Raw genomic sequence first — 12,799 nt, 5'->3', positions numbered from 1 at the left:
ATACTTATTTTACTTCTATTACTTGATTTACTTTTTGTAATGACTTGTAACCATGTGCTTCAAATGCCTTTGCAAATTCATTTGATACGGCAGTGCCATATAGATCTTTTGCAGCTTGTACGATGTGAGATTGAAGTGATTCAAAGTCTTCAGCGGAAGTTGCGTAATTTTGCAATGCACGCATAACAACTTTACTTACTTTTTCATTACCTTGTTTTTGAACAGCAACACCGTTATATGTTTTACCTTCAGCTAATTGATATAATACGTGACTAATAATACCAGAATTTACGTGTGATTCTTGATTATTACCATCGTTATAGAAATCTTGTAAATTTGTATATAGTTTATGGCCGCCGTCACCAATTTCCCTTGGGATATCACGAATTGTTAGGCCACCTAATGTATCGCCCATAATCCAGTTTCCTTTATCTTTCTTTACGTAATATTCGATTTGTGTACCCCAGAAATCTGCTAATCCCTCGTTTAGTGCAGATGTTTCAGCGCTTGGATATCTCACGACTTTATTTTTCGTCGTGCCACTGAATACAGCATGTCCAAATTCATGAGCTGTTACATCAAGAGCTGATGTTAGTTTTCCGTCTAAACCATCACCAAATACCATTTGGTTCCAAGCAGGATGCCAAAATGCATTTACATAGTCTTCTTTTAAACCATCACTAACTTCAGTAGAATCAAAACCGTGTACACTAGCAACAACTTTTGAATCTTTATTGTCGTAACTTTTTAGATTATGTTCTTTCTTAAAGTAATCATAAATATCACTCATGTTCTTCATAGCGCCCGCGGCTTCTTTATCTGCAAAATTAGGAGTACTACTTGAAATTAGTGTCCCTGGATAACCAGCTTGACTATATCCCCCGAGGGAATCGGCGTAGTTTGCATTATAAATATAAATACCATTTCCGCGTGATAAATCGGCTAAATAAAATTTTCCATCAGTTCCTTTGGCAATATTGAAAGAGATGTTTTCTTGAAGTGCATTTTTCCCAGTTCCTTGCTCACTTGCAGGGGATAATCTAGGTGATGTTATTTGATTTATAGTCTTGTTCTCTTTGTTTTTTATGAATTTTTCTTGGAAAAGTACTTCGCCAGTTTTTAGATCAACGATAGCATTGCCGTTTATAATTTGTTCATTGTTTTCATAAGTAAATGTAATAACAGTTGCGAATGTATAATAGCCATCTTTTTTCTTATAAACAACGGTTTCGCTAGAGAATTCCGTCTCAGCTGCATCACTTGGAATTTGAACTATATCGCGTAATTTAGATTTCACTTCATTTTTCGACAAAAAATTTGTTATAGTAAGATTAGGTTGTTGATTTAAATTTTGAACAACTTTACCACTAACAGTTGTGATCACTCCATTTTTATCTACTTTTACAATGAGATCTTGGCCATATACTTTATAGTTTTTATATGTTTGTGCAAGGCGAACTTCGGTTTGATTTTCTTTGGTTTCTTTATTTGTAGGTTGGAAATCTACATTTTTTTCAGTAGTGACTTGTTCTTGTTGAGCTTTAGCCCCATTTACCTCACCTTTTAAATATTTTTTAGCAATATTTTCTTTCGTATCATTTTGAGGTTGTGTTAATTTCCCGATTGTTAAACCAGGCTGAGCGATTTCAACTTTTACTTCACTTTTGTCCAATTTTTGAGCATGAATAGCTTCTGTTGATAAAGGATAAAGAAGACCGAATGTAACGAAAGCACTGGCAAGTTTTCTATAATTCATCTATAACACTCCTAATCTATTATTATATGTGAGATGAATTGTATGAAAAATTTGCCGAATTTTATATATATTATGCATTATTTCATATCAAAAATTGTCGAATTCACATTATTGTAGTGGTATGACAACTTAAAAAATTAGATTGTTATAATGGGATGGTGAGTAAGTATGCAAGCAGAGAAATTAGGAAGTGAAATTAAGAAAATTAGAGTGTTGAGAGGATTAACACAAAAACAGTTATCCGAGAACATATGTCATCAATCGGAAGTAAGCAGAATTGAATCGGGTGCAGTATACCCAAGTATGGATATATTGCAAGGTATTGCAGCAAAATTACAAATTCCCATTATTCATTTTTATGAGGTACTCATTTATTCGGATATTGAAAGAAAAAAACAGTTTAAAGATCAAGTCATTATGCTTTGTAAGCAAAAAAGATATAAAGAAATTTATAATAAAGTATGGAATGAGCTGAAAAAGGAAGAATATCATCCTGAATTCCAGCAATTTCTTCAATGGCAATATTATGTAGCTGCTTACGTATTGAAAAAAGTCGATTACGAATATTGTATTTTAGAATTAAAGAAATTGCTCAATCAACAATTGACAGGAATAGATGTATATCAGAATCTTTATATTGAAAACGCAATTGCAAACATTTATGCTGAAAATGGCTATTTGAAGAAGGGTATTGATTTATTTGAACAAATATTAAAACAATTAGAGGCATTGCATGATAATGAAGAATTTGACGTAAAGGTAAGGTATAATCATGCAAAAGCATTATACTTAGATAATCGATATGAAGAATCACTTTATCAAGTAAATAAAGCGATTGAAATATCATGCCGAATTAATAGTATGGCATTAATTGGACAGCTATATTATCAAAGAGGTGAATGCCTAAGGAAGTTGGAGTATGAAGAGGCAGAGATTGAAGATGCATATAAGAAGGCAAGTTTCTTTTTTGATATATTAGAAATGCATGCATATAAAGAAGCGCTTGTAAATAAAATCAGCAGATAAACAACCTAAAAAGTGGATATGCATAATTGCATACAATGTGAATAAATTTTCATGATATATTAAAAGTAAAAAATGTGGGTGATGGAATATGAAGAAATTACTTATTGGTAGTTTATTAACGTTAGCAATGGCATGGGGTATTTCATTAGGTGATACAGCATTAGAGAAAAGTCAAATAATTTCTCATAATGATCAAGAGGTACAAGTAGCTGCAGATTTACCTTTTGAGTTTTAAAAAACAACCGCCTTATTTAGACGGTTGTTTTTTTATGGAGTAACATCCAAACGTCTTTACTAGAAACAGGTTTGCTAATAAAGAATCCTTGAATGTGATCACAATTTTGTTTATGTAAAAATTCCCATTCTTCTTCTGTTTCTACACCTTCTGCAATCACTTCTAAATTTAATTCTTTTGATAGTGTAATAATGGAAGAGACAATTGCTTCTTCTAAAGGACTAGTTGTAATTCCACAAATAAACTCTCGAGCAATTTTTAATGTGTTGATTGGATATTTTGTTAAATAAGCTAAAGAACTATAACCAGTTCCAAAGTCATCGATTGAAATTTGAATACCGAGATTTTGAAGTTGTTCTAGTTTTGCAACTACAGATTGATTTTGATTAATTGCGATGCTTTCCGTAATTTCAATATCTAGTGCTTCTGGTTTCAGTTCTGTTTCTTCCAACACCTTTGAAATAGTTGGGATTAAATCTGCATGGTTAAATTGAACAACAGATAAATTCACACCAACTTTTAAGTGAGAAAAACCTTGATTATGCCATCTTTTTGCCTCTAAACAGGCAGTACGTAAAATCCAATTACCAAGTTCAATAATAAAACCAGTTTCCTCTGCTAGGGGGATAAATTGGGCCGGAGATACGATACCGAGTTTTGGATGCTTCCAACGTATTAATGCTTCAAAACCGATAATTTGTTTTGTTTTTGTGCTTACTTGTGGCTGGTATTCAAGGAAAAATTCATTTTGTTGTAATGCTTTTGAAAGTTCACCTTCTAAGAATTGAATTTCATTTTGAGCGATACTCATTTCTTTTGAGAAGAAAACAAATCTGTTTTTTCCATTTGCTTTCGCACGGTACATAGCCATATCAGCATTTTTCATTAACTCATTTACATCAGTTCCATAATCAGGGTACATCGCAATTCCGATACTTGGTGTAATAGAGAGTTCTTCGCCTTGAATGAAGAATGGTTTGTTTAAAATAGTTAAAATCTGTTCAGCTATAAAAATTGCACTTTTTTCTGAGTACATTTCTGGTAATAGAATTGTAAACTCATCTCCACCTTGGCGAGCGACGACATCTTTTGAACGCAAGCAACCGCGTAATCTTTTTGCTACTTCAATTAATAATAAATCTCCGACGTCATGACCAAGTCTATCGTTAATTTTTTTAAATCGATCTAAATCAAGAAATATGACGGCGACATCATTGGCGTTAGTTTGAGCTGTATTTAAAGTGGCTTTTAAATCTTTTTCGAACTTTCGGCGATTTGGTAATCCAGTAAGTGCGTCGTGAAAGGCTAAATGTTCTACTTGTTTTTGTTTTTCATATAAAGTGGTGATATCACGAGCTATCCCAAACATTCCGACCACTTCTTTGTTTATAAAAGTAGGGATAAGTGTAATATGGAGATAATAATAATAGCCTTCTTGTTCTTTTGTACGAACTTCTAACGTTTGTGGCCTACCTTCCTTTGTAATTTGTAAAGCCTTCTTTAGTAGTTCGTGGTCTTTTGAATCAATGAAGTGTACCAGAGAATAGCTTGCCACTTCGCAATAATAGGCAGTAAATAAGCTTTCGCATGCCTTATTAGATTGTTGAAAAATGCCATTCATATTTAAAGAGAAAACGGCATCGGGATGGTCCTCGAATAAAGATTTATAACGTTGTTCACTTTTTGATAATGCAAATGCACCTTCTTCAACTTCATCCTCTAGTTGTGTAGTCAACTGTTCATATGTATGGATTAGTGCTTGATTATCTTTCCACATGTAAAGTTGCCGCAAGAATAACAAAATAAGTGATAATACGAGACCGATTAACATGAACTTATCATCCCAAGGTTGAATGATAATAAAAGAAAAAGTAATAATTATACTAAAATAAGGTAGTATAAAACGTACATAATCGAATCGATAATATTTTGCTTTCGTTTCATGCTGCATTGGTTTATCTAAAATATATAGTATGGAAGAAAGTCCAATTAATAAAATAGAAGCAGTGTGTATTAAATAATTAATTTCAGCAGAAGTTTTCATCCCAAAATTCAATTGAAATAGATGAATATAACCGTATACGAGTATAATAGTGAAACCAATAATTAATGCGATTCTACTAGAAGAATATTGTTCTCTTCTATATAGGCTAATAACGGCGTAAATTACTAATGATTGTGCAATGAAATACCCAATTAAAATCCAAGTATCCTTTGTTAACATGCGGAAACTTGAAAGATCTAAGATAAAAGTTAAGGTGAAATAAATGTTCATAATAATAATAAAGATGCTATCGAATGAAAATTGCGAAAGCCCCTTAATAGAGTAATTCTTTATAAACTTTATAGCAAATCCAACAAAGAGCAAAATATATTGTATGATAAAAAAAGGCAATGCTTTATATGAAAATATAGATTGATCATGTATGGAAAGTGAACTAAGAAATAGGGTTATCTCCATAACTAATCCACATAGGCAAGTACATAGTAATAAAATCCAAAATAGTTTATCACTGCGTTTCATTTTCTTAATAGCTTTATATAAACAGTGGCAAGAAAAAAGTGCAGCGAAACAGAATAAGAAAAGAATCCCAATTTCCTTTATATGCGACTCATTTGGAATAAAGAGTATCCAAAGAGCAAATATAGATATGTATATTATGACAAATTGTACATACTTTTTTTGACTAATCATATTATGACTCCGTTTCAATAAAGTTGAATCTCGGGGGAATGCTAATTTAAATAATAGCATATAAAATAGGATGTTTTTTACTATAAAAATTACTTTTTTGAAAAAATGGTGCAAAGTTACAATTTACCACTGTAACTTTGCACCACTTATTCTTTTAATTCCTCTTATAGCAGAAAGTTCATCTATTAATTGGAATAGTGCTAAGTCTTTTTGTTTACTTTCAATCATAATATCGAAATTATGATTGTTTTTTTTTGCAACGTGTAAGAAGGGCTTGATAAACTCTAAATCGATATATTCAGCATGAGCCCTAAATTCTTTTTCCGATCTCGGAGAGGAAATGTGAACTTTAGGAGAGATATTTGTATGTGACCAAGTTTCAAAAATTGCAGGAAGCAACTCTTCTAGTGGTTCCTCGCAAAGATTGGCCATATGATGATGATAATCAAATACAAATGGGATATTTTCTTTTTGGCAAATTGATAAAGTTTCAGAAGTTGTATATGTTTTATCATCGTTTTCAAGAGTCATTTGTTTTTTTATATGTGCAGGAAGTTTTTTTATGTTTTCATGGAAGCGCTCGATTGCCTTTTCTTTATTTCCATAGGCTCCACCTACATGAATATTAATGTAAGAGGAATCTGCAATGCCTATAGCATCTAATACTTTATAATGATAAGTCATATCCGTAATAGCGTTAGTAGTAATATGTGGCTTGTCGCTTGTAAATAGCGTAAATTGATTTGGATGAAAACTTATTCGTAAATTGTGTTCTTTAATTAAAGCTCCTATTTTACGCCAAAGTGGTGTGAATACCCCAATATAGTCAAACTCGACTTCGGGATGTGTTGCAAGTGGGACGATTGAAGACGATAGGCGATATAGTGGGATTTCATGCGCTATATTGTAATGTAGGATACGTATTGTGTGCTCTAAATTTTGCCTTATAACATGGTACAGTTTGTCTTCTCGCTCTTGCTTGCTGAGTTTCTTAAAGCTTGTAAACGTCATTGTTTTGGCAGGAGAACAGTCCCAGAGTGCCATTGCATGTGAGACATATCCAAACCGCATAATCATATAAGATACACCTCTTTTATTCATTGTCTTTCCTATAAAAAGAAAGCAAGCATTGTTCCAATCCATTCCTTTCCTCTATCGATAAGAGAAGTTGGGTTTACATCGCTATAGGAAAGTATGGATGCATTCTTTAGGTCTTCATGGAATTTATTTTTTACTGTTTGAACGAAATGTTTACTATATAACAGGCAGTTTATTTCATGGTTAATATATAAACTTCTCATATCAAAGTTTGCTGTTCCAATATCACAAATATCATCATCCACTATAATAATTTTGGCGTGAAAAAAACCTTGTTGAAATGCATAAATATTGCAACCAGCCTGTATTAATTTTCGGCAGTACGGGAATTTTGCTTCTCGAACGAGAGGGTGATCAGCTTTTTCTGGAACAAGAATTGTGATTTGAACCCCTCTTTCTCTTGCTTTTAATAAGGCATTCATAATTTTTTTTCCAGGAATGAAATATGGTGTACCGATACAGATTTCTTTTTTTGCGCCGTTAATTAAATGTAAAAAAGTATGCTGTAAATAAGCACCATCAGTCGGAATAAACTGATGCAGTATGGTACCTAGGTTTTGTTTTGGAAAATAAAGAGAAGCATCCAATAAATTCTGTTTCGTATCATCAAACCAGTCATGCAAAAATTGCTTTTGTAAATCTTGAACCCCTTCTCCTGTAAGACGTAAATGATAGTCTCGCCATAATCCTAAATATTCATTATGCCCCAGATACTCTTCGCCGATATTAAATCCCCCGATATAGCCAATTTTCCCATCAATCACTGTAATTTTTCTATGGTTTCTTTGATTGGCAGAAAAGAAAAGCAGAGGAAATTTTACCTTATGACAAAATGAAAAAGATACACCATGTTTTCGGAGGGAGCGAATAGCTTCGTTTGATAAAGAATGGCTGCCAAATCGATCAAGTAAAAGTCGTACTTCAATTCCTTCCTGAGCCTTATCAATCAGCAAATTTAAAAATTCACGACTGATTTTATCGTTTTTTACAATGAAGAATAAAATATGAATGTGGTGCTGTGCTTGTTTTATATCAGTAAATAAAGCGTCATACAAATCTTTCCCGTATGTATAAAGGTGAAAATCACTTTGACGTAAAGGGAAAGTGCGAGAGCTTACCCGTTTTAAATGAAGAAATCTCCCGTATGAAAGATCAATTGTAATCCAAAGAGCAACGGATATTAACAAAAGAGATAAGTAGAGCATCAGTGAATTCCCTCCTTCGCATTCTTTTCACCTTCAGTGTGTTACAAATGATACGGGTAGCACGGCTGTTATTATAAATTTCATCAGATGATAGTATGTTGCGCTGATTAAAGTTTCACTTTACCCCGCTTTAACGGGCAGTAAGCTTCTCACCTCAAAAACTGATGAATAAGTAGAAGTTAGTTTGGAAATCAACTGCCCGTAAAATCCCGATTGGTTCAACTAATAATCAGTGGGGGATGAACCACCCCTACTGATTAAAGTTTCACTTTATAGTTTCACCGAAATAAACAGCTTTATGAAAAAATGTGTTGTTCTATAACAAAAAACTGTTGACTGAATGCTCACTCATTATATAATGGGGATAGGGGATATAATTCAGAAAATTATATATTTTTGAAGATTCAAAAAAAGAAAGAGGGCTTACAAAGAGAGGGGTAGCATAAAAATGAATAGCTTACTGATCATTAATTGGCTGGCTGCCATTGCTGTTATTGCTTATGCAGGATATTTGTTTGTATATCTTATACGGACGAGAATGGCCTACATACAATTAGGAAAAAAAATTGAATTTGACCGTCGTTTTAAAGAGCGTTGGGATCTCCTTAAGGTCAATGTTTTCGGTCAGAAAAAGCTGCTGAAAGATAAGAAAAGCGGCATCATTCACGTTATGTTCTTTTACGGATTTATTCTTGTCCAATTTGGAGCAATTGACTTCGTTTGGAAAGGACTCGCACCAGGATCACATCTTCCACTTGGACCACTATACCCTGCATTTACATTCTTCCAGGAAATTGTCACACTTGTTATTTTAATTGCAGTATTTTGGGCTTTTCATAGACGTTATGTAGAAAAGCTTGTTCGTTTAAAACGTAACTTCAAATCAGGTCTTGTTCTTATCTTTATCGGTGGCTTAATGATTTCTGTGCTACTTGGTAACGGTATGGGACTTATATGGCATGGCGAGGAGCTTTCATGGAGTGAACCAATCGCTTCTGCAATCGCTTACGTTTTTAGCGGGATAAATGAAACCGTAGCCATTTCAGTGTTCTATTTTTCTTGGTGGGTGCATTTACTAATTTTGTTAACGTTTTTAGTCTATGTTCCACAATCAAAACATGCGCATTTAATTGCGGGACCAGCTAATGTATTCTTCGGTCGTCTTTCAAACCCAGGGAAGCTTGAAAAGATTGATTTTGAAGATGAAACGCAAGAAACATTTGGTGTTGGTAAAATTGAAGACTTTAGACAAAATCAACTTATTGACTTATACGCTTGTGTAGAGTGTGGTCGTTGTACAAATATGTGTCCGGCAACAGGAACAGGAAAAATGTTATCGCCGATGGACTTAATTTTAAAACTTCGTGATCATTTAACTGATAAAGGAGCTGCGGTAACATCAAAAGCACCGTGGGTTCCAGTAGTTGCCTTTAATAATACACAAGGAAATCAGTTAGCGATGATGGCAGCTGGAAAAGGACAACAAGAATCAGCGGCTACAACTCTCGCTTACGATCCGAGTTTAATCGGAGATGTTATTACAGAAGAAGAGATTTGGGCATGTACAACGTGTCGTAACTGTGAAGATCAATGTCCAGTTATGAATGAGCATGTTGACAAAATTATTGATTTACGTCGATATCTCGTTTTAACAGAAGGAAAAATGGACGCGGAAGCACAACGCGCGATGACAAATATCGAGCGTCAAGGGAATCCGTGGGGTCTGAACCGTAAAGAGCGTGAAACATGGCGCCAAGGTGATGACGAAGTAACAGTTCCAACTGTAAAAGAAAAATCAAAAGCTGGGGAGGAATTCGAGTATTTATTCTGGGTTGGTTCAATGGGATCATACGACAATCGTAGTCAGAAGATTGCGATATCGTTTGCGAAGTTAATGAACGAAGCAGGCATTTCATTCGCAATTCTCGGTAATAAAGAAAAGAATTCTGGAGATACACCACGCCGCCTTGGAAATGAATTTGTATTCCAAGAGATGGCGACAAAGAATATCGAAGAATTTGAAAAGGTAGGAGTGAAGAAAATCGTTACGATTGATCCTCATGCTTATAACACATTTAAAAATGAGTATCCGGACTTTGGCTTGCAAGCAGAAGTCTATCATCATACAGAATTGTTAGCTCAGTGGGTGAAAGAAGGGCGCTTAAAGCCTGTTCACGCTATTGAAGAAACAGTTACGTACCATGATTCCTGTTATTTAGGAAGATACAACGAAGTGTACGAAGCGCCACGTGACATTTTGAAAGCGATTCCTGGAGTGAATCTTGTAGAAATGGCACGTAACCGTGAAACTGGAATGTGCTGTGGCGCAGGTGGTGGCTTAATGTGGATGGAAGAAACAACAGGTTCTCGTATTAACGTTGCTCGTACAGAACAAGCATTAGCTGTACAGCCATCCATTATCGGTACAGGTTGTCCATATTGCTTAACGATGATCAGTGATGGAACGAAAGCGAAAGAGGTAGAAGAGAAAGTTCAAACTCTTGATGTGACAGAGATTTTAGAACGATCTGTTATCGGACAGAAAAAAGAAGCGATGTAGTTTATAAGAATGTATACAACTTTAGAAAGAGGTGCAATGATTGCACCTCTTCTCAACGTAGGGATACCGAGCGAGCGCTCAGTGTTAAAAAAAGAAATGGGGGAAAGAAACATGAGTAAAACAGTTATTTTAAGTGCTGCAAGAACACCAGTTGGAAAATTTGGAGGATCTTTAAAAGATGTAAAAGCGACGGAACTTGGAGGAATTGCAATTAAAGCAGCGCTTGAAAGAGCAAATGTTGCGGCTAGTGATGTTGAAGAAGTTATATTTGGAACGGTTATTCAGGGGGGACAGGGGCAAATTCCATCGCGTCAAGCTGCAAGGGCTGCTGGAATCCCTTGGGAAGTGCAGACGGAAACAGTGAATAAAGTTTGTGCATCAGGACTTCGTGCGGTTACGTTAGCGGATCAAATTATTCGTACTGGCGATCAATCACTGATTGTAGCTGGCGGTATGGAGTCGATGAGTAACACTCCTTACATTTTACGCGGAGCAAGATGGGGATACAGAATGGGCAACAACGAAGTTATTGATTTAAACGTTGCTGACGGTTTAACATGCGCATTTTCAGGTACACACATGGGTGTTTATGGCGGAGAAGTTGCGAAGGAAGATGGAATTTCTCGCGAAGCGCAAGATGAATGGGCATATCGTAGCCATCAGCGTGCGGTTTCAGCGCATAAAGAAGGACGTTTTGAAGAGGAAATCGTACCAGTAACGATCCCGCAAAGAAAAGGCGATCCTATTGTTGTTGCAAAGGATGAGGCGCCACGTGAAGATACAACGATTGAAAAGTTAGCAAAGTTAAAACCTGTATTTGATAAGACAGCGGCAGTGACAGCTGGTAATGCGCCAGGACTAAACGATGGTGGTGCCGCACTTGTGTTAATGAGCGAAGACAGAGCGAAGCAAGAAGGAAGAAAGCCATTAGCGACAATTTTGGCGCATACAGCAATTGCAGTGGAATCTAAAGATTTCCCAAGAACGCCAGGTTATGCAATTAACGCATTGCTTGAAAAAACAGGCAAGACAATTGAAGACATCGATTTATTCGAGATTAATGAAGCATTTGCAGCGGTAGCAATTGCAAGTACAGAAATCGCAGGAATTGATCCAGAAAGATTGAATGTAAATGGCGGCGCGGTAGCGATGGGCCATCCAATTGGAGCAAGCGGAGCGCGCATTATCGTTACGCTAATCCATGCACTTAAGCAGCGCGGCGGCGGAATTGGAATTGCATCGATTTGTAGCGGTGGCGGTCAAGGGGACGCAGTGATGATTGAAGTTCACTAATTAAAGTTCGAGGGTATAAAATTTATTAACAATTAAGGGGGAAGAAAAAATGGGTGTACAAAACATTGTTGTAATTGGTGCAGGGCAAATGGGATCAGGAATTGCACAAGTATGTGCAATGGCAGGATATGACGTGAAGGTACAAGATTTAAAACAAGAGCAATTAGATAGAGGATTGGCTATCATTACGAAAAACTTAGCGCGCCAAGTAGAAAAAGGACGCATGAAGGAAGAAGAGAAGGAAGCGACATTAAATCGTCTTACAGTAACGCTTGATTTAGATTGTGTGAAAGAAGCGGATCTTATTATTGAAGCAGCTGTTGAGAAAATGGATATTAAAAAGAAAATCTTTGCGAATCTAGATGAAATTGCTCCAGAACACGCAATTTTAGCGACAAATACGTCATCTCTGCCAATTACAGAAATTGCAGCGGTAACGAAGCGTCCGGAAAAAGTAATCGGCATGCACTTTATGAATCCAGTTCCAGTTATGAAGCTTGTTGAGATTATTCGTGGTTTGGCTACAGATGATGCAGTATATGAAGCAATTGAAGATATTACGAAAAAAATTGGGAAAGTGCCAGTTGAAGTAAATGATTTCCCAGGTTTTGTATCAAACCGCATTTTGCTACCGATGATTAACGAAGCAATTTATACGTTATACGAAGGTGTAGCGACGAAAGAAGCAATTGATGAGGTCATGAAGCTTGGTATGAACCATCCGATGGGGCCTTTGACACTCGCTGATTTTATCGGTTTAGATACGTGTTTATACATTATGGAAGTGTTGCATGAAGGATTAGGAGATAGTAAATATCGCCCATGTCCGTTATTACGTAAGTATGTAAATGCAGGATGGTTAGGGCGTAAAACAGGTCGTGGATTCTACGTTTACGAATAAATGCCCCTTTTGTTACAAAATAGTGGTCTT

General features: G+C 35.6%; 9 protein-coding genes. 5 read left to right on the top strand and 4 right to left on the bottom strand.

The window, feature by feature from the left end; genetic code table 11:
• Nucleotides 1-4: 4 nt before the first annotated feature.
• Nucleotides 5-1,756 (bottom strand): M4 family metallopeptidase, encoded by a 1,752-nt coding sequence (locus tag BM089_RS24065; protein WP_090978295.1) that lies wholly within the window; start codon nt 1,754-1,756, stop codon nt 5-7.
• A 168-nt stretch (nt 1,757-1,924) separates the two neighbouring features.
• On the opposite strand from BM089_RS24065, the gene BM089_RS24060 reads away from it, so the two are divergent.
• Both BM089_RS24060 and BM089_RS24055 read left to right on the top strand, forming a co-directional pair.
• The gene (locus tag BM089_RS24060; protein WP_090978293.1) at nt 1,925-2,782 is read left to right on the top strand and encodes a helix-turn-helix domain-containing protein; all 858 of its coding nucleotides are present in this window, start codon (nt 1,925-1,927) and stop codon (nt 2,780-2,782) included.
• 88 nt (nt 2,783-2,870) lie between these two features.
• Nucleotides 2,871-3,017 (top strand): quorum-sensing peptide PapR, encoded by a 147-nt coding sequence (locus BM089_RS24055; protein WP_016079631.1) that lies wholly within the window; start codon nt 2,871-2,873, stop codon nt 3,015-3,017.
• A gap of 16 nt (nt 3,018-3,033) precedes the next feature.
• Here the strand turns inward: BM089_RS24055 and BM089_RS24050 are convergent, their stop codons facing one another.
• From BM089_RS24050 to cls, 3 genes are all read right to left on the bottom strand, one after another.
• On the bottom strand, nt 3,034-5,712 hold the full coding sequence (locus BM089_RS24050) for a DUF4084 domain-containing protein (RefSeq protein WP_090978291.1): 2,679 nt from the start codon (nt 5,710-5,712) through the stop codon (nt 3,034-3,036).
• Nucleotides 5,713-5,835: 123 nt separating this feature from the next.
• On the bottom strand, nt 5,836-6,789 hold the full coding sequence (uvsE, locus tag BM089_RS24045; RefSeq protein WP_100910598.1) for a UV DNA damage repair endonuclease UvsE: 954 nt from the start codon (nt 6,787-6,789) through the stop codon (nt 5,836-5,838).
• Nucleotides 6,790-6,821: 32 nt separating this feature from the next.
• Nucleotides 6,822-8,015, bottom strand: coding sequence for a cardiolipin synthase (cls, locus tag BM089_RS24040; protein ID WP_090978289.1), 1,194 nt, complete (start codon nt 8,013-8,015; stop codon nt 6,822-6,824).
• A gap of 448 nt (nt 8,016-8,463) precedes the next feature.
• Here cls and BM089_RS24035 point away from each other — a divergent pair, with 448 nt between their 5' ends.
• Genes BM089_RS24035 through BM089_RS24025 form a run of 3 tightly spaced genes read left to right on the top strand, consistent with a single transcriptional unit; the run spans nt 8,464 to nt 12,769 of the window.
• Nucleotides 8,464-10,575, top strand: a complete 2,112-nt coding sequence (locus BM089_RS24035) for a (Fe-S)-binding protein (RefSeq protein WP_090978287.1) — start codon at nt 8,464-8,466, stop codon at nt 10,573-10,575.
• 9 nt (nt 10,576-10,584) lie between these two features.
• Nucleotides 10,585-11,868: an acetyl-CoA C-acetyltransferase gene (locus BM089_RS24030; protein WP_139213326.1), complete on the top strand. Its 1,284-nt coding sequence runs from the start codon at nt 10,585-10,587 to the stop codon at nt 11,866-11,868.
• Nucleotides 11,869-11,917: 49 nt separating this feature from the next.
• Nucleotides 11,918-12,769, top strand: a complete 852-nt coding sequence (locus tag BM089_RS24025) for a 3-hydroxybutyryl-CoA dehydrogenase (RefSeq protein WP_000538874.1) — start codon at nt 11,918-11,920, stop codon at nt 12,767-12,769.
• The last annotated feature ends 30 nt before the right edge of the window (nt 12,770-12,799 follow it).

Origin of the sequence: Bacillus sp. 5mfcol3.1 (assembly GCF_900114335.1) — a bacterium.
GTDB classification, from domain to species: domain Bacteria; phylum Bacillota; class Bacilli; order Bacillales; family Bacillaceae_G; genus Bacillus_A; species Bacillus_A thuringiensis_S.
The sequence above is the reverse complement of the archived record's forward strand: the minus strand, read 5'-3'. Positions and strand labels throughout refer to the sequence as shown.